We start from the raw sequence: 17446 nt of genomic DNA on the forward strand, positions 1-17446 counted from the left end.
CATGAAAAAACCGCGCCAGGCCAAGCGCCCGCGCGGTTTTTTTTCGTGGTTTCTCCATCCTCTCAATTACTCATCAAAGGAAAATCAACTTCAATACTATCAAGCCTAAATATGGCTATTTTTTATTCCTTTTGATTTGTAAATACATGCTTATTGCGTAAAGACATGCCCACCGCCCTGGCGCATCGGGCCTTTGATGGCTGGCTCCAGCGCGCCGGGCTTGGGCTGAGTGGGGGGTGTGGGTTTGAAAGCGGGCAGCTCCAGCTCCAGCTCCGCGCCCTGGGCAGGCTGCAAATAGGCTTTGCGCCCTTGCAGCTTGCGCAGATACGGCCCGCCCTCGCCCACCTGGGCGCCCACGCGGTACATGCGGGCGCTCTGGCCGTTGATGGCAATCAGCGCCGCGCCTTGCCCGCTGGCCGTGCCTGCCATCACGCCCACCAACTCGTAACGGGCATCGGGCATCGCCTCGGTGGCGGGCGCTTGCGCGGCAGCCGCTGGGCCTTGTGCCCCCAGCAGCGCGCGCAAGCCCTGAGCATCGGCCGTCCAAAACTGTTGGCCGGCCACAGCAGCGGGCGGGCCATCTTGCAAGGCGGGCTGCACCAGCACCCAAAAGGCGGCGCTGCCCCCCGCCAGCGCCCAAACGGCGCTGGTGAGCAGGCGTTGCGCCCACGGCGATTGAAGAAAAGGCTTGCGCATGGGGCGCGATTATGATCGACGGCCATGCGCCCCCGCGCCAGTCAGCAGGCCTTCAGCGCCTGCCCAGCCAGGGTCGATTGAGGCCAGATCGAGGCCCATTTGTGGGCCAAAATCACGCCCCTTGCGCGCTGGCCGCGCGCCCAACAGCCTGTTTTTGTCATGACTTTTCCTGCCTCCCCCCTGCCCGCCTCCGCCCCCCGCCCGCACTGCAGCGCGCGTTTGCAGCGCGGTTTCACGCTGATTGAGATCATGGTGGTGGTGGTCATTTTGGGCGTGCTGGTCGCGCTGGTAGCCCCCAACATCCTGGGCCGCACCGACGAGGCGCGCCAAACCGCCGCGCGCGCGCAAATCAACACCATCGTCACCGCGCTGAAGTTCTATCGCAACGACAACATGCGCTACCCCACGGCCCAGCAAGGCTTGCAGGCGCTGATCGAGCGCCCCACGACCGAGCCTGTGCCCGCCAAGTGGAGCCGCCCGTATCTGGACAATGGCAAGCTGCCGCTGGACCCCTGGGGCAACCCCTACCAATACCTGCAACCGGGCCTGCATGGCGAGGTGGATGTGTTTTCCTACGGCGCCGATGGCCAGCCCGGCGGCGAAGGGGCCGATGCCGATATCGGCAGTTGGCAATAAGCGCCGCCGCCCTTTCCCGCCCACCTCACCCCGCCACCACCCCAATCAAAGGAAAACCAACTCGTTTCAAAATATGCCGAAAAGGCATATTTTGTTGCCTTTTGATTGATAAAAACACCCTCCCACCGTAGCCTGCAAACGACGCAATGACCCTCTCCCCCCCCGCTTCCGCCTGCTCCCCTTCCGACCAGCCAGCCCAGTTGCTGGCCAAATCCGACGACAACCTGATCTGGCTCGATTGCGAGATGAGCGGGCTGGACCCCGAGCGCGAGCGCCTGCTGGAAATCGCCGTCATCGTCACCGGCCCGCAATTGCAGCCGCGCGTGGAAGGCCCCGTCATCGTGCTGCACCAAAGCGACGAGGTGCTGGACAAGATGGACGCCTGGAACAAAGGCACGCACGGGCGCAGCGGCCTGATCGACAAGGTGCGCGCCTCCACCATCGACGAGGAGCAGGCCCAGGCGCAATTGCTGAGCTTTCTGCGCCGCTATGTGGGCAAGAACAAATCGCCCATGTGCGGCAACACCATCGGGCAAGACCGGCGCTTTCTCGTCAAATACATGCCAAAGCTGGAGGCGTATTTCCACTACCGCAACGTGGATGTCAGCACCCTCAAGGAGCTGACGCGGCGCTGGCAACCCGAGATCGCCCAGGCCTTCAAAAAAGCGCAAAAACACACCGCGCTGGCCGATGTGCACGAATCCATCGACGAGTTGCAGTACTACCGCGCGCAGGTGATGAAGATTTGAGCGCCCGCCAAGGCGGCCCGCTCGGGGGGCGGAGAGTGCATAACACGCTCTAGAGCGTGTTATGCACTTTGCGCACCCCCGCGCTGGCCCCAAAACCGTGTAATCGCAAGGCGGCGCGCGCCGCCAAGGCCGGCTGCCTTGGCAAGCGGGCCAACGCGGCGAGTGCATGGTTTTGGGGCCAGCCCGAAGGGAGAAGCGCCCCGGCATGCGCATTGTGGCGTTGCCGCCCCCTTGCAGCCCATCAGGCTGCGGCGGGGACGGCGCCTTGCACTGCACACGCCGGGGCGCTCTCGCGGGGGGCGGAAAGTGCATAACACGCTCTAGAATGCGCCTTTTGCTTTTACCCCTCTCTTCCCCTCTATGGCATCTCCTGCAACGGCCCTCACTGGCAGCATCGTGGCCCTGGTCACCCCCTTGCACGAAGACGGAAGCGTCGATTTCGACACCCTGCGCAAGCTGGTGGATTGGCATATCGACCAAGGCACCGATTGCATCAGCGTCACCGGCACCACTGGCGAATCCCCCACGCTCACGCATGAGGAGCACCAGGAAGTCATCAAAGCCGTCGTCGAACACACCGCCAGGCGCGTGCCCGTGATGGCTGGCTGCGGCTCCAACGCCACCGCTGAAGCCATCGCCCTGGCCCGCTACGCCCAGCAAGTCGGCGCCGACAGCCAACTGCAAATCGCCCCCTACTACAACAAGCCCACGCAGGAGGGGATGTACCAGCACTTCAAAGCCATCGCCGAGGCCGTGCCCGAGCTGCCCATGTACCTCTACAACGTGCCCGGGCGCACAGTGGCCGATCTCCAGCACGACACCGTGCTGCGCCTGGCGCAAATCCCCAGCATCATCGGCATCAAGGAAGCCACGGGCGACATCGCCCGCGCCCAGCGTCTCATCCAGGAAGCGCCCGAGGGCTTTGCCATCTTCTCAGGCGACGACCTCACCGCCATCGCCCTCATGCTCTGCGGCGGCCACGGCAACATCAGCGTCACCGCCAACATCGCCCCCGCCCTCATGAGCCAACTGTGCAAAGCCGCCATTGCAGGCGATGCGCCGCAAGCCAACGCCATCCAGAAGCGCCTGATGCCACTGCATCGCCACTTGTTCAACGAGGCCAACCCCATCCCGCTGAAATGGGCCATGCAACGCCTGGGCCTGTGCGGCGGCACCTTGCGCCTGCCGCTCACGCCCCTCTCGCAGCCCCACCAGGCCCCGCTGGAAGCCGCGTTGCGCAGCGCGCAGTTGCTGGCATAACCGCTGGCCTGAGGCTGACCTGACGCAGGCTCAACACAGGCAGAACGCGCCGTGGCATCCCGCACTGCAAACGCCAGCGCTGCCCCGTCATTGCCCTCCCCTGCCCTATGGCCCTGGTCCGCCCTTTTCCTCATCCATCGGCAGCGGCGGTGCATGGCACCCGCCGCACCGCCACCCGCCCTTTCGCCCTGAACCCATGACCAGACCCATTGCCCAGTCCATCCGCCCTGTTGCACGGCACGCCCTCACTCTGGCCGCTGCGCTCTCCCTTGCGGCCTGCTCCGTCATGGAGGGCGACAAGATCGACTACAAAAGCGCCTCCCGTGGCACCGCGCTGGAAGTGCCCCCCGATTTGACGCAACTGACCCCCGACGCGCGCTACACCCTCTCCGGCGGCGCAGTCTCCGCCAACGCCTTGCTGGCCGCGCAAATCCGCCAAGGCCAAAGCGGCAACCAGGTCGCAGGCGACCAAATGGCCGATGTGCGCATCCACCGCGAAGGCAACACCCGCTGGCTCAGCGTGCCCCGCAGCCCCGATGCGCTGTGGGATCCCGTGCGCCAGTTCTGGCTCGACAACGGCTTCACCCTGGTGATGGATCAGCCCGCCATCGGCATCATGGAAACCGACTGGGCGGAAAACCGCGCCAAGCTGCCGCAAGACATCATCCGCAACACGCTGGGCAAAGTCATCGACGCGCTGTACTCCACCGGCGAGCGCGACAAATTCCGCACCCGCCTGGAGCGCCGCCCCGATGGCGGTACCGACATCTACATCACCCACCGCGGCATGGTGGAAGAATTCACCGACCGCACCCAGCAACTCACCATGTGGCAGCCCCGCAGCGCCGATGCCGAGCTGGAAACCGAATTCCTGCGCCGCCTGATGGTGCGCCTAGGCGTGAGTGAAGAACAATCGCGCGCCATTGCCGCCGCCAGCGGCCAAGCCACCCCTGGCGCGAGCGCCAGCACCTTCACCGGCGCCCAAATGGTGCAGCTCGCCGCCGCGCCCGCCCTGCAACTGCAAGACGACTTTGACCGCGCCTGGCGTCGCGTCGGCACCGCGCTGGATCGCACCGGCTTCACCGTCGAAGACCGCGACCGCTCCCAGGGCCTGTACTTCGTGCGCTACATCGCGCCCGACGCCCAGCGCGAAAAACCCGGCTTCTTTGGCCGCCTCATCGGTCGCGAAGCCTCGGCCCCGCAACCCGTGCGTTACCGCATCTTCGTGCACACACAAGGCGGCGCCTCCTACGCCCAAGTGCAAACCGAAGCCGGCCAACCCGCCCCCGCCGAGCAGGCCCAGCGCATCATCGGCCTGCTGCACGAAGACTTGAAATAAGCGCCTATTCAAAGCCCTTGGCTTGAGGATGCCAGGCAGGCAGCGGCCGCGCCGCGCCGGCCAGACATCCTTTTTTTACAAATCAAAAAGATAAAAAATACCCATGTTTCGGCAACATGGGTAATAAGTTAATTTTTCATCGATTTGGAATTGAAACCCCCTCCCCCATTGCGCTTTCGCAGCCTGGCCAGCGGCAGTTCAGGCAACGCCACCTTGGTGCAAGGGCGTGCAGCCGATGGTCAAGCCCCCTTTTATGCCCTGATCGACTGCGGCCTGCCGCTGCGCCAACTGCGCGCGCAACTGCAAACCTGCGCACTCACGCCCGAAGATCTGCATGCCATCTTCGTCACGCACGAGCACGCCGACCACGTTGGCCCCTGCTTCGATCTGGCGCGCCGCCTGCACATCCCCATCTGGAGCAGCTACGGCACCTGGCTAGGCGCAGGCCGCCCCGATTGCGACGGCATGTGGCAGTGCGCGCGCGACGGCCAAACCATCACCTGGGGCCGCATGCAAGCCCTGCCCTTCACCGTCCCGCACGACGCGCGCGAACCCCTGCAACTGCGCATCAGCCAAGAGGGCCTGGACATCGCCTTGCTCACCGACCTGGGCCACATCACCCCCCACGTGCTGGCGCACGCGCGCGATTGCCAAGCCCTGCTGCTGGAGTTCAACCACGAGCCCGATTTGCTGGCCGCCTCCCGCTATCCCCCCTTTCTCAAACGCCGCATCGCCGGGCCGCAAGGCCACCTGGCCAACGCCACCGCCGCGCAATTGCTGTCGCAAGTCCTGCACAGCGGGCTGCAACACGTCGTGGCCGCCCACCTCAGCCAGCAAAACAACCGCCCCGAGCATGCCTTGCGCTGGATGCAACAGGCCATCGGCACGCACCCCATCGCCTTGCACATTGCTACCCAAGAGGCTGGCTGCGATTGGATCAACCCCTCTTCGTGATGGCATTTAACCTCAAACAACCATCAACCAACATTAAAATGCGATAACTTTGTTGATGCATAAAAAAAAATTTAAAAACCCCGCATTGCCACTTCTCAGCAAGACACCACATTGTTAATTTTTTATTACAATACCGCCTGAAAATTTCATCACAGGCGTGCAAACCGATTACCCCCTTTGACCGAGTAAAGCAGAAAATGAGAATCGCAATATTGGATGATGACCCGCTGGTTCAGGGAATGGAACGCGCCACCGTCGAAAAAATGGGCCACACCGCCTATTTGTATGGCGATGGAACCAGCCTGTTAAAAGATTTGCGTCGGCAAACGTTCGATTTAATCATTATCGATTGGATGCTTCCCGATATGGATGGCCCCGCCGTGGTTGACGCCATCCGCAAAAGCATTGGCTCCAGCACACCCATTTTGTTTGTGACGCAGCGCAATAGCGAAAGCGACGTTATCGCGGGCTTGAGCTGCGGCGCGGACGACTTCATGGCCAAACCCATTCGCATCGGCGAACTTACCGCCCGCGTAAGTGCCCTGTTGCGGCGCGCTTACCCCGCCTCGCAAAACGGATCGGGCATTTTGGAGTTCGGCATTTACACCTTCGATACCGAAAATCGCACGCTGGCCGTGCGGGGCGAGCCCGTGGAAATGAAAGCGCGGGAATTCGATTTGGCCCTGTTCATGTTCCAAAATGCCGGGCGCCTGCTCTCGCGCGATCATGTCCGTGAGCTGGTTTGGGGCCAGGCCAACCAAGTGCCCTCGCGCTCGCTGGATACCCACGTTTCGCGCTTGCGCACCAAACTGGGGTTGCATCCTGAAAATGGCTACGTGGTCAATGCCGTATATGGTGTTGGCTATCGCCTTGAGGCCTGCAAATCGGATACCGATCACGCCTGATTTTCAAATCCAGAAAAATAAAAAACCGATTTTCACAATTGAAAAAGCCGCTTGATCAAGCGGCTTTTTTCTTTCAGGCATTGAAAAACGCGAAAAAACTCAGAGCGCGACCACTTTATAACCAGCCTCCTCAATCGCCGCAATCAACGCGCTGCGCGGCTGTGTTGTGCCCACGCTGACCAGGCCCGTGCCCAAATCGATTTGAATCTTCGCCGTATTGTCCAGACTGAGAACCGCTTTCTGGACCGCATTGACGCAGTGCTGGCATGTCATGCCTGTCACTTTGAATGTCTGATTCATTGAAACCTCCTTGAAAAAGGCGATACGCCATTAACGAACAATCAGGCAAAGGCGGGCTGATCCACGCTCTGCACGCTTGGAGCCATTGTAGGCAGAGTTCGCCAACCCTCACCCCTACAATCGCGCCCCATGATCTCTTTCTTGCGGCTTTCCAGTTGTTGCAGGCGTCACAGACGTTATGGGCGCATTTTTCCGATTTTGCTGGCAGCGTTTGCCGCCATCGCCCAACCGTGTTTGGCCCAAGATACCAAAGCGGAAACGCCGCCATCCGTGCCCGCAGCCGAAACCCTGACCGATGCCAGCCCGGCTGCCCAGCGCGTCTATGCCCAGGCGCGTGAGCAATTGGTGCAAGTGCGCACGCTGGTCAAAGGCAGCGATAGCCAAAGCAGCGTTGGCTCGGGTTTTCTGATTGAGGCCGACGCCAACGCCCGGCTACTGCTGACCAATTACCACGTCATCAGCACGGCACTGCTGGAGCCTCAGCGCCACCGCCTCGTTTACACCACCGGTGCAGGCCAACAAGGCGCCTTGAGCATTGTGGCGTTCGATGTCGTGCACGATCTTGCCCTGTTGCGTATCGAAGGCGAGCATTTCGCCCACACACCGCCTTTGCGTTTCCGCCCCGCTCACCAGGCCATGCAGCGCGGCGAGCGCATTTTTGCCCTGGGCAATCCGCTGGATGTGGGTTTTGCCGTGATGGAGGGGCATTACAACGGTGAGGTCGAACGCGCGTTTTACCCCCATATTTTTTTCGGCGGCTCGCTCAGCGGCGGCATGAGCGGCGGGCCTGCGCTGGACGAAAACGGCCAAGTCATCGGGGTCAACGTCGCCACCCGCCGCGATGGCGAGCAGATCAGCTTTCTTGTGCCCAGCCAGTTCGCGCAGCCTTTGCTGGAGCGCGCGCGCGCCGCTTTGGCCACCAGCTCCACGCCAACGCCGCTCAAGGCCTCGCAAGCCTATGCCGAAATCACCCGGCAACTGCTGGCCCACCAGGAGCTGCTGACCGAGCGTTTCATCGCCCTGCCTTGGCAAGCCCAGCCCGACGCAGAAGCGCCCAGCCGCTACCAGGCGCCCATTCCGCAGGAAGTCTTCATGCGCTGCTGGGGCAACTCCTCGCGCGACGACGAGACGGACATGCGCTCGCGCGAGTCGGAATGCACCATGGATTGGGGCATTTTCGTGCGCCGCAACAACACCCTGGGCACCTTGAACGTCAGCCACACCTGGCTGGATGGCCGCACCATCGGGCCTTGGCGGTTTGCGCAGCAGTATTCCGACTTGTTTGGCAGCCAGGTCGCCGACAACTACAGGGGCAAAGACGTGCCCCGCCGCTGCCATGAGCGCTTTGTGGAGCACAACCACCTGCCCATGCGGGCGGTGCTGTGCATCGACGGCTTGCGCAAGCTGCCCGGCCTGTACACGCTGCACCTGATTACCGCCTCCGTCAACCAAGACACCCAAGGCCTGCTCAGCTCCTTGCAGGTCGAGGGCGTGAGCTACGCCAACGCCATGCGTTTGACCGAACATTTCCTGAAGGGCTTTGCATGGAAAGACTAGGCATTCTCGAAGTCCTCGACCGCGACGGGCACGCGCGCAGCAGTTGGCCGCTGCACCAGTGGCCCGTCACCGTCGGGCGCGATGTGGGCAACGATGTCGTCCTGGACGACCCGCACCTGGCCGCACATCACTTCACCCTGGAGGCCACAACGGCTGCGCCCGACAGCCCCCAGCCTGGCAGCGTTGAGCCGGATGAGCCGGGCGCAACACCCACGCCGCCGCACATTGTTGCCACCGTCTCCGCCAGCACCCGCAACGGCCTGCGCCAGGGGCGCAAGGTGTACCGCGCCGGCCAGCTCCTGCCCTTGCACAGCGGCAGCGAATGGCACGCGGGCGCCACCCGCCTGCGCCTGCGCCTGGCCGGTGCGCCTGTGAGCGAGGAGCTGCCGCTGCTGACGCGCACCTGGTGGTCGCTGCTCAACCCTGCGCTGGCCTTGCTCGGCATCGTTTTGCTGCACGCCTTGCACGTTTACCTGCAATACGACGAGATCAGCACGCGCCTGGTGCTGGAAGAAACGATGCCCAACCTCATCACCCTCGGCGTCTGGGCACTGCTGTGGGCCATCGTCACGCGCATCTTCCGCCACCAGATGTTTTTCTGGCGGCACACCGGCATCATGTCCTGGGCCGTCCTGGTCATGCTGGCGCTGAACTACGTCATGGCGGGCCTGTCCTTTAGCTGGTCGCTGCCCTGGCTCAACATGGCTTGGGAAGAATGGGAATGGCTGCCGTTGGCCGTCGCCGTCTGGGCGCACCTGCGCATCGTGCTCTACACCCGCACTCGCGTGCGCGTGGCCACCGCGCTCGTGCTGGCCCTTGCCCTGGCGCTGGCGCTGATTCCGCCGCTCCTGCGCTACGCCGATACGGGCCAGCTCTGGACGCCCTGGTATGGCAAATCCCTGGGGCCGCCCTGGCTGCGCGCCAGCCCAACCATCAGCGTTGAACAATTCCGCCTGGAAGCCGAGGAGCTGGAAGCGCCGCTGCGCCGCAAGCTGGAAAAACTCAACGCAAAAGAAACGTCCAAAGACCTGCCATGAACCCTGCCGCCCTCCCGCCCAGCCCACGCCCGCTCATCCTTGGCTCCACCTCGCCCTACCGGCGCGCCTTGCTGGAGCGGCTGGGCCTGCCCTTTGACATCGCCCGCCCCGAGGTGGATGAAACCCCCTTGCCCGGCGAAGCCCCGCAAGCGCTCGCCATCCGCCTGGCGCTGGCCAAGGCGCAGGACGTGGCCGCGCGCCACCCCGAGGCCATCGTCATCGGCAGCGACCAAGTGGCCGATTTGAACGGCCAAAGCCTGGGCAAGCCCCACACCCACGAGCGCGCCGTGGCGCAATTGAGCCGCATGAGCGGACAAACCGTCGTTTTTCACACCGCCATCGCCGTGGTCTGCCAGGCCAGCCATTTGGTGTTGCAGGACCTGGCTGCCGTTCGTACCCGTTTTCGTCCGCTGGATGCCGCCGAGATCGAGCGCTATTTGCGCGCCGAACAGCCCTACGACTGCGCAGGCAGCGCCAAAAGCGAGGGGCTAGGCATCAGCCTGCTCGATGCCATCGACAACGACGACCCCACCGCCCTCATCGGCTTGCCCCTGATCCGCACCTGCCGCATGCTGCGCGCTGCGGGTCTGGCCATTCCCTGACGCCTGCAAACCATGACAACGCCCCCCCGAAAAGGTCGGCTGCTGCTGGTGCCCGCGCCGCTGGATTTTGGCTGCGCCCAGCAAATGCCCCTCAGCCACACGCTGCCCGAGCACACCCTGCGCCAAGCCGCCGCCACTGGCCACTGGATTGTCGAAAACGCCAAAACCGCCCGCGCCTACCTCAAGCGCATCGACGCGCTCTACCCCTTGTGCCAGCCGCTGCAAGCCATGCAGATGGCCGAGCTGCCGCGCGAAATCCATAAAAGCGGCGACCACGCAAGCGCGCCATCCAGCGCTGGCAACCCACGCCAGACCAAGGGCATGAAAGGCCAAGCCGCCTTGGGCAAAAACGCCAGCCGACACCACCAACACCAACACCGCGCCATCCCAGAGCGCGGCGTGGGCTACGACCCCGCCGCCCTCTTGCAACCCGCCCTGGAGGGGCACGACATCGGCCTGCTCAGCGAAGCGGGCATGCCCGGCGTGGCCGATCCTGGCTCCTCCATCGTGCGCGCCGCGCATCAACTGGGGCTGTGCGTCGTGCCGCTGGTCGGCCCCGTTTCACTGCTGATGGCGCTGGCCGCCTCCGGGCTGAACGGGCAGAACTTCGCATTCACGGGCTATCTGCCCGTGGCCGAAGGCGAGCGCGCCGCGCGCATCAAGCAACTCGACAGCTTCAGCCGCCACAGCGGCCAGGCGCAAATCCTCATCGAAACGCCCTACCGCAACGCCCGCCTGTGGCAAGCCTTGCTGCAACACCTGCGTCCAGACACCTGGCTTTCCATCAGCGCCGGCCTGAGCCTGGAGAGCGCCATCAGCCAAACGCGCACCGTCGCCCAGTGGCGCCAGCACAGCCCCGCCTGCCCGGCCGACGGGAAAACGCCTGCGGTGTTCGTTTTCGGCTGCTGAACTGCGCTCTGCGTTTTCCCCCAATCGATAGGAAAACACACACATTGCCTATCAAGCCGAAACAGGCGATTTTTCAACTCCATCGAAATGGAAATTCTGCCTTGCGCCGATTTCCCCAATACAGATCAAAGTAAAATCACCATACCAACCACCATGCCGAAAGAGGCATGTTTGCATTCCGATGGTTTGGAAAACTGGGAAGAATCACCCAACCCCCGGCAAAAAATCGCATCCTGCGGTGGTGTGGGGCAGCCCCCAATGCGCCTCGTAACGCGGCCCCAGAAAGTACAGCCCGTCGGGCGCAAACGTAGGCGCCGCCGCATCGCGCGAGCGGGCCGCCAACACCTGCGCCATCCATTCGGGCGGATATTGCCCCTGCCCAATGGCGACCAGGCAACCCATGATGTTGCGAATCATGTGATGCAAAAAAGCGTTCGCCTCGAACTCGAAACGCCAATAACACGTAGGCACGCGCGTGAATGCCTTGGCCGCGCTGGCCCCGGCCGCCTCCCGCACAATTGGCGCGGCAGGCGCTGAAGTCGGCCAATGCCCGCGCCGCAAGGGCGTGGCCGTAATGGCGGCACGCAGCATCGTCTTCACCGGCGTATGCGACTGGCACGCCGCAGCGCGAAACGAGCTGAAATCGTGCTCGCCCAGCAAATACGCCGCGCCTTGGCGCATCGCCTGCCCATCCAGCGGCAAAAACGTCCAGCCCACGCGCCCGGCCTCAATGCTGGGCCGGACGGGCGATTGCAGCAGCACGTAGGCATAACTGCGGCTTTGCGCCCGGTTGCGGGCGTGGAAGTCGTCGGGCACGACGCGCGCCCATTGAATCGCTACATCGCCGGGCAAATAGCGGTTCACGCCACGCACCCAAGACATTTCCTCGCGCTGCACCGGCGAATCGAAATGCACCACCTGCATCAGCCCGTGCACCCCCGCATCCGTGCGCCCCGCACACACTGTGGACACTCGCTGACCAATGAATTGCGCCAGCGCCGCCTCCAGGCGATCCTGCACGGTTTGCCCATCGGGCTGGCTTTGCCAACCGTGGTAAGCCTTGCCGTCGTAACTCAAGCCCAATGCTATACGCATAGAAAATCAGGATAAAGTCGCAGAGTTATCAATCAATAGGAAATTTTATATGCATGTTAAGGCAATTCCATCAATGATATGAATTTCCTATGATGTGAACATCAATGCCAAAAACAAACGCCGAAGCGCATGCGCTTCGGCGTTTGTTTTCAAGGGCAAAAGACTGTGAGAGCCTCTGGCCCCAAGCGCTGTTTCAAGTCAGCCCCGGTTTTGAAGTCGACTTTCAGGAATTCAACCCATCCAGCATGGCTTGCGCCTTGGCCTTGAGCGGCCCATCCGCCTGGGCAATCACCTCTTGCAGCAAAGCACGCGCGCCTTCGCTATCGCCCAAACCCTGAAATTCGCGGGCCAAAGCGAGCTTGGTGGCCAGCGGATCTTCATCGGCCATCGTTTCGGGGCCCAAATCCAGCTCACCCAGGAAGCTGCGCTCGCCCTCCAGGGGATTGACCGTCTCCATCGGCCTGGACTGCGGCTCCGGCTCAATCGGCGGCAGGCTGAAATCCATATCGGACAGATCAAATTCCAGCGAACTCTTAGGCCCTTCCTCGCTGGGCGACTCGAGCTGCGACACGCTCGCGGGTACGGTAGAGGAAGTCTCCTCTTGCGCGCTTGGCAAGGTGGGGATAGCAGCGTGCGCAGCGTCTTCATGCGGCAGTCCGGCGGAAACCGACGAGGGCGCTTCGATATCGCCCAGGTTCAGATCCAGGCCCAAATCCGCCAACCCGGCCGGAGATGGTGCAGACGCGGGGCCAGTAGGCCGCTCGCCTTGCTCGGTGTCCGGGCCATCGCTCACCGGCGCGAGGGAAGATTGCTGGAAGTCGAAATCCAGGCCAGAGAGCGGCCCAAAGCCCGACAGCAGGCTGGAATCGGCCCCGGCATTGGGATCTTCCACGCCACCAGCTTCTTGCTGGGGGGTTTGGTAGAGCGGATTGGTGGGATCCAGATTGCGGCCCAACTCGGCCACTTTGGCCCAATCGGTGCCCGTTTGCTGCGTCAGCTTGGCCAGCTCGCTGGCCTTGGCTTCAAACAGCAAACGATCTTGCCGCGAGGCATAGATCTCGGCCAAGCGCACCTTGATGGCGGCGCGCGTCGGATTGTTGATTTCCGCCTCCTTGAGCACTTCTTCAGCCTGCTGGTCGCGGCCATAGGCCAGCAGCACATCGGCTTCCAGCACCGGATCGCCCTCGCCCGTCGCATCGATCTGGCTAGGCGAATACGACATGGAAGACACGGCAGTGGACAAGCCCGACGAAGCCGACTGGGTTGAAGCGGCAGAGGAGCCGCCCTGGGTGTCGCCCCCTCTGCTGCTGGCGAAGAAGGAGTCGGGGATGTTGCTGTTTTCGTACACCACATCATCCCCGCTGCGCCCTTTGCGGTAGCGGTAGTACAGCCCCAAGCCGAGCAGCGCGAGCAAACCGCCGCCCATGTACGGCAGCCAGGGGTTGGCCAGCAAGGAATCCAGGAAGCTTTCCTCCACCACAGGGGCTGGCGCGGGCGCTGGCCTGGGCTTCTCCGCAGGCTTAGGCGGCTCTGGCGGTGGCTCGACGGGTTTGGGCGGCTCCACTGGCTGCACAGGCTCGACGGGTGCGGGCGGCTCAGCAGGTACTGGCTCAACGGGCACGGGCGCAGGCTCGGGGATTTCGACCGCTTTGGCAGGCTCTGCCGGGAGTTTGACCTCATCCATAGGCACTGCGTCTGACGCAGCCGCGGGCGTCTCGGCGGGCGTTTCAGTAGGTGCCTGCGGCAGCGGCACGGGCGGCGGCGCTTCAATGGGCACAATGCCCGCCGACTCTTTGGCAGCGCCAGCGCCATTGCCGTTGAGTTCCTTGGCTTGCTCCAGCAGCTCCTTGGCCTTTTGGGCATTGGTTTCGGCTTCCAGCCTGCGGGCCTCGTCCTCCTCTTTCTGGCGCTGCATGACCAATTGCTGCTCCATGCGTTTTTGCGCCTGTGAGGCTTGCTGCGACGAAAGCTTGAGCGTATCGCCCTGCGGTGCGGCAGGTGCCGTCACAGGCGCAGTCACTCGGCCCACGGTGGTGTCGCTCTTGTGCTTTGCCGTGGGCACGGTGGCGACGCGGGCGGCCGCACGGTTGCGGTATTGATTGAAGTCGCGCGTCTGGGCCACGATCTGGCGGCGCGCATCATGCGCGGAGACGGCCTGCACTTCGGCGAGATCGGGGATCTCCAGCGTCACACCCGAGCGCAGCAGGTTGACGTTATCGCGGATGAAGGCATGGGGGTTGGCGCGTTGCAGGGCAACCAGCATTTGATCCAGCGATACGCCGCTGGGCAAATGGCGGCGAGCGATGGAGCTGGCGGTGTCGCCGCGCCGCGTCCTGACCGCGCCCTCTGCACCTGCTGCGGGCATGCTGCTGGCCCGCGCTTTGCCACCTGCACGGCTCGCCGCCGCACGGGATGGCTTGGGTGCGGGCGCCACCGCGCCCGAGACCGTCTGGCCCTGGCTTTGCATCCAGTTCCTGGCGCGCTGGTACACATCATCGCCTTGTACACGGGTAGAGGTGCGCGGCGCTACGACAGGCGCCATTGCGGGTGCGGGCCGCGTCGGCATGGTGGTAGCCACAGGTGCCTCTGCGGGCGTCGCCGCGGATTGCGCGCCTGCGCTGCCAGCCGCTGCACTGCGCTTGGGCGAGATGGGGGGATCCAGCAGTACAGCGTAGCTGCGCACCGCGTTGCCGCCATTCCAGGTGGCGCTAAGCACCAGGTCCACAAACGGCTCGTTCACCGGCGTGGGCGTGCTGAGCAGCAACTGCGCCGAGCCATCGGCTTTGCGCTGCAAGGTCACTTGCAGGCGGGTCATGATGCTGGAGTAGTTGGCGCCGTGGGCGTTGAAGACGTCGGGGGAGGCCGGGTTGGCCTGGAGGGTCTGCGCCTCGTCTGCCGTGAGATTGCTCACTGGAATCGTGGCGCGCAAGGGTTCGCCCAAGTGCGACTGCACACGAATTTGCCCCAACGTCAAAGCCGCCGCAGGTCCATGCAAGCCAGCGGTTAGCGCCACTGCAGCGGCCAGGGCAGAGTGTTTCCAACGATGCATGTTTGCCATTTGCTTCTTTATAAATGTAAAAAAATGATTGGTTGTGCTCTTGGCGTGGCAGGCTCAGGTTGGCCCCGCGCCGAAGCCGCCCCACGCGGCCAATTCACAGTTGTGTCGTTCGACGATAACAGTATTGAAATGCACTGACAAGGAGATTACCCGAGTTTCAATGTTACGATTGAAAACACTTTGTGGCATGTTGCCCCTCGACAACGCATGCCCCAAACCTTTTGAAATCATGGGCTTACCTTGGGTTTCTCGAACGTTTTTGAGCTTGGAGCGCGTGATGCACTTTGCGCCCCCGCGAGAGCGCAAAGTGCATGACACGCTCTAGAGCCGATATTTCAAACGCAAAGTGCTTTGCAAACGCTCGGCTTCGGCCAATGCGCCGCGCAGCACGCGCTGCTCCAGGGGGTTGAGGGCGCTGGCGTCGATGCGGTTGTCCAGCGCCTGCCCCGCTTGCAGTTGCTGCTGGTGGTGGTGCAGGCGCAGTTGTTGCAGATAGTTGAACGCCTCTTCATAGGTTTGCGCCCGCACTTCGGGCAAATGGCCTTGCTGGCCCAGGCTGCGCAGCCGCTCCACCGTGGAGGCGGCGCGGATGCCGTGCCCCAGCGCCAGAATGCGCACGGCATCCACAAACAGCGCCAGCGCCTGCGTTTTCAAATCAATGGTTTGTTCGCCGCCGCCCAGTGCGTGCTTGAGGCGATGGCGCAAGCCGCCGAGCTGGCTGGCCGCAGGCGGGCTGCGATCGAGCGCCTGGGCGGCCATCAGGCGCAAAAAGGCTTCGTCTTGCCCGGCCGTTTGCAGCGCATGGGCTTGTACTTCGGCCAGCCCGGCGTCATCGCCCCAGACCAGCCGCTGATCGAAATAAATCGTCGAGTGCAGCAAATCCTGCGGGCTGCCGCTGAGCACCATGCGGTTGTAAAACGCCTTCCACTGGAAATCGGCCAGGCACAAATCGGGGTTGCTGGCCATCACATTGCCTGTGCACCAGCTCATGCCGCACGCGTCCAGCGCGGTGTTGATGGCGTGAGCCAGCGGCAGCAGCCGGGCCTGGCAGGCGCGCGCTTCCTCCACATCGCTGGCGCGGAAGATGATGCCGTTGTCCTGGTCGCTCAACAGGGTTTGCTCGCCGCGCGCCTCGCTGCCAAAGGCAATCCAGCCAAAGGCGATGCCGGGATCGCCGTGCTCGGCCAGCACCAGCTCGATCACGCGCGCGACGGTGTGGTCATTGAGCTGCGTCACGATGCGCAGCAGTTGCTCGGCGCTGGCGCCGTGCGCCAGCATTTTGGCCACCAGCTTGGGGATTTCGCCGCGGATGGCCGTCATGGCCTCAACCGATTGGGCGCTGCGGATGGCCCTGGCCTGATGCACCAAATCCACGCGTTGCAGGGCGAACAAATCGCGCTCGGAAATCACCCCGCGCAGCCGCCCGTCCTCCACGATGCAGACGTGGGCGAAGTGGTGCTGGGCCATCAGCTCCGTGGCGTCAAACGCCGTGGCCGTGGGCGGCAGGTGGTAGGGCTTGCGCGTCATCACCTGCTCGATGGGCCCATCCAGATTGGCTTGCGGGTCGATCACCAGGCCGCGCAGATCGCGCAGCGTGAAGATGCCTGCCAGCCGCTGCTGAGCGTCCACCACCGCGATGCTGCCCGCGCGCTTGTCGTGCATGCGGCGCACCGCCTCACGCACGCTGGTCTCGGGCGTGCAGGTAATCGGTTCGCGCGTGAGCATCTCCGCCAGCGGGGTAGCCAGCGATTCGCTCTCGCTCAAGGTCTGCGCCGCGCTGGCCTGCAAGCGGTTGCCGATGCGCCCCAGCAGGCTGCTGACGCCGCGCATGGCGTATTGGCCGAAGGCTTCGGAAGTTTCCGCCAGGCGTGCGAAATCGGGCACGGGCAATTGCAGGCAAAACGTATCTTCCACTGCAGTGTAGGTGCGGCGCGAGGCGCGCTCGCCGATGATGGCGGCAAACGGAAAGCCGTCGCCAGGCAGCAGGTTCAGCGGCACATCCGGCTCCTCGCGGCCATCGCCGCGCAAGCCCTGCACATGGCCCTGGCGCACCACATACCAGAACCGCACCTTGCCATCGGCGGGGGTGATGATGGGCTGGCCTGCGGCGAAAAACACCAACCGGCTGCGCTCGAGCAAAAACAGCACATGCGCCTGCTCCATCGCGTCAAAAGGCGGGTAGTGCTTGAGAAAGCCCGCCAGCGCCTGGATGTTTTGCGCCACGGCCTGCTGACCGGCTTTTTGCAGGCTGGGCGTTTGGGGATGGGTCATGAGGCGGTCGCTCCCGGAGAAAGTTGGCTGGCCTGCCCGGCAGGCAGGGCGCGGGCAGGAGCGCAACATTGTTCCACG

General features: G+C 63.5%; 15 protein-coding genes. 10 read left to right on the forward strand and 5 right to left on the reverse strand.

Annotated features, from left to right (window positions below; genetic code table 11):
* Positions 1–150: 150 nt before the first annotated feature.
* Positions 151–696 (reverse strand): type II secretion system protein N, encoded by a 546-nt coding sequence (locus tag EBQ26_RS01010; protein ID WP_122237156.1) that lies wholly within the window; start codon positions 694–696, stop codon positions 151–153.
* A gap of 159 nt (positions 697–855) precedes the next feature.
* Here EBQ26_RS01010 and gspG point away from each other — a divergent pair, with 159 nt between their 5' ends.
* The 6 genes from gspG to EBQ26_RS01040 all read left to right on the forward strand — a co-directional run bounded on the left by gspG (position 856) and on the right by EBQ26_RS01040 (position 6539).
* Positions 856–1332, forward strand: coding sequence for a type II secretion system major pseudopilin GspG (gene gspG / locus EBQ26_RS01015; protein ID WP_122237283.1), 477 nt, complete (start codon positions 856–858; stop codon positions 1330–1332).
* Positions 1333–1478: 146 nt separating this feature from the next.
* The gene (gene orn, locus EBQ26_RS01020; protein WP_122237157.1) at positions 1479–2081 is read left to right on the forward strand and encodes an oligoribonuclease; all 603 of its coding nucleotides are present in this window, start codon (positions 1479–1481) and stop codon (positions 2079–2081) included.
* A 360-nt stretch (positions 2082–2441) separates the two neighbouring features.
* Positions 2442–3341, forward strand: coding sequence for a 4-hydroxy-tetrahydrodipicolinate synthase (dapA, locus tag EBQ26_RS01025; RefSeq protein ID WP_122237158.1), 900 nt, complete (start codon positions 2442–2444; stop codon positions 3339–3341).
* Positions 3342–3537: 196 nt separating this feature from the next.
* Positions 3538–4680, forward strand: coding sequence for an outer membrane protein assembly factor BamC (bamC, locus tag EBQ26_RS01030; protein WP_122237159.1), 1143 nt, complete (start codon positions 3538–3540; stop codon positions 4678–4680).
* 150 nt (positions 4681–4830) lie between these two features.
* Positions 4831–5634 (forward strand): MBL fold metallo-hydrolase, encoded by an 804-nt coding sequence (locus tag EBQ26_RS01035; RefSeq protein WP_238944043.1) that lies wholly within the window; start codon positions 4831–4833, stop codon positions 5632–5634.
* 197 nt (positions 5635–5831) lie between these two features.
* A complete protein-coding gene (locus EBQ26_RS01040) occupies positions 5832–6539 on the forward strand; it encodes a response regulator transcription factor (RefSeq protein WP_122237161.1) in 708 nt (235 codons plus the stop codon).
* Positions 6540–6638: 99 nt separating this feature from the next.
* On the opposite strand, the gene EBQ26_RS01045 is transcribed toward EBQ26_RS01040, so the two are convergent.
* A complete protein-coding gene (locus EBQ26_RS01045) occupies positions 6639–6839 on the reverse strand; it encodes a heavy-metal-associated domain-containing protein (protein WP_122237162.1) in 201 nt (66 codons plus the stop codon).
* A gap of 234 nt (positions 6840–7073) precedes the next feature.
* Between EBQ26_RS01045 and EBQ26_RS01050 the strand changes: the two genes are divergently transcribed.
* Genes EBQ26_RS01050 through EBQ26_RS01065 form a run of 4 tightly spaced genes read left to right on the forward strand, consistent with a single transcriptional unit; the run spans position 7074 to position 10944 of the window.
* Entirely contained in the window at positions 7074–8396 is a 1323-nt protein-coding gene (locus EBQ26_RS01050) for a S1 family peptidase (protein ID WP_238944044.1), read from the forward strand.
* On the forward strand, positions 8384–9433 hold the full coding sequence (locus tag EBQ26_RS01055; protein WP_122237164.1) for an FHA domain-containing protein: 1050 nt from the start codon (positions 8384–8386) through the stop codon (positions 9431–9433). Before EBQ26_RS01050 ends, EBQ26_RS01055 begins: the two co-directional genes overlap by 13 nt.
* Entirely contained in the window at positions 9430–10035 is a 606-nt protein-coding gene (locus EBQ26_RS01060) for a Maf family protein (protein WP_122237165.1), read from the forward strand. Before EBQ26_RS01055 ends, EBQ26_RS01060 begins: the two co-directional genes overlap by 4 nt.
* 12 nt (positions 10036–10047) lie before the next feature.
* Positions 10048–10944, forward strand: coding sequence for an SAM-dependent methyltransferase (locus EBQ26_RS01065; RefSeq protein WP_122237166.1), 897 nt, complete (start codon positions 10048–10050; stop codon positions 10942–10944).
* Between the two features lie 204 nt (positions 10945–11148).
* Here EBQ26_RS01065 and truA read toward each other — a convergent pair whose 3' ends face one another.
* The 3 genes from truA to EBQ26_RS01080 form a co-directional block, all read right to left on the reverse strand.
* On the reverse strand, positions 11149–12039 hold the full coding sequence (gene truA, locus EBQ26_RS01070; protein ID WP_122237167.1) for a tRNA pseudouridine(38-40) synthase TruA: 891 nt from the start codon (positions 12037–12039) through the stop codon (positions 11149–11151).
* 223 nt (positions 12040–12262) lie between these two features.
* Positions 12263–15088: a FimV/HubP family polar landmark protein gene (locus EBQ26_RS01075; RefSeq protein ID WP_238944045.1), complete on the reverse strand. Its 2826-nt coding sequence runs from the start codon at positions 15086–15088 to the stop codon at positions 12263–12265.
* Between the two features lie 330 nt (positions 15089–15418).
* The gene (locus EBQ26_RS01080) at positions 15419–17368 is read right to left on the reverse strand and encodes a DUF294 nucleotidyltransferase-like domain-containing protein (RefSeq protein ID WP_238944046.1); all 1950 of its coding nucleotides are present in this window, start codon (positions 17366–17368) and stop codon (positions 15419–15421) included.
* Between the last annotated feature and the right edge of the window lie 78 nt (positions 17369–17446).

Source organism: Allofranklinella schreckenbergeri, assembly GCF_003703475.1.
GTDB lineage: Bacteria > Pseudomonadota > Gammaproteobacteria > Burkholderiales > Burkholderiaceae_C > Lampropedia > Lampropedia schreckenbergeri.

What these genes read in the sequence shown, in the direction of transcription:
- EBQ26_RS01010 (WP_122237156.1), bottom strand. Translation starts at nt 696, where the DNA reads ATGCGCAAGCCTTTTCTTCAATCGCCGTGGGCGCAACGCCTGCTCACC.
- gspG (WP_122237283.1), top strand. Translation starts at nt 856, where the DNA reads ATGACTTTTCCTGCCTCCCCCCTGCCCGCCTCCGCCCCCCGCCCGCAC.
- orn (WP_122237157.1), top strand. Translation starts at nt 1,479, where the DNA reads ATGACCCTCTCCCCCCCCGCTTCCGCCTGCTCCCCTTCCGACCAGCCA.
- dapA (WP_122237158.1), top strand. Translation starts at nt 2,442, where the DNA reads ATGGCATCTCCTGCAACGGCCCTCACTGGCAGCATCGTGGCCCTGGTC.
- bamC (WP_122237159.1), top strand. Translation starts at nt 3,538, where the DNA reads ATGACCAGACCCATTGCCCAGTCCATCCGCCCTGTTGCACGGCACGCC.
- EBQ26_RS01040 (WP_122237161.1), top strand. Translation starts at nt 5,832, where the DNA reads ATGAGAATCGCAATATTGGATGATGACCCGCTGGTTCAGGGAATGGAA.
- EBQ26_RS01045 (WP_122237162.1), bottom strand. Translation starts at nt 6,839, where the DNA reads ATGAATCAGACATTCAAAGTGACAGGCATGACATGCCAGCACTGCGTC.
- EBQ26_RS01055 (WP_122237164.1), top strand. Translation starts at nt 8,384, where the DNA reads ATGGAAAGACTAGGCATTCTCGAAGTCCTCGACCGCGACGGGCACGCG.
- EBQ26_RS01060 (WP_122237165.1), top strand. Translation starts at nt 9,430, where the DNA reads ATGAACCCTGCCGCCCTCCCGCCCAGCCCACGCCCGCTCATCCTTGGC.
- EBQ26_RS01065 (WP_122237166.1), top strand. Translation starts at nt 10,048, where the DNA reads ATGACAACGCCCCCCCGAAAAGGTCGGCTGCTGCTGGTGCCCGCGCCG.
- truA (WP_122237167.1), bottom strand. Translation starts at nt 12,039, where the DNA reads ATGCGTATAGCATTGGGCTTGAGTTACGACGGCAAGGCTTACCACGGT.
- EBQ26_RS01075 (WP_238944045.1), bottom strand. Translation starts at nt 15,088, where the DNA reads ATGCATCGTTGGAAACACTCTGCCCTGGCCGCTGCAGTGGCGCTAACC.
- EBQ26_RS01080 (WP_238944046.1), bottom strand. Translation starts at nt 17,368, where the DNA reads ATGACCCATCCCCAAACGCCCAGCCTGCAAAAAGCCGGTCAGCAGGCC.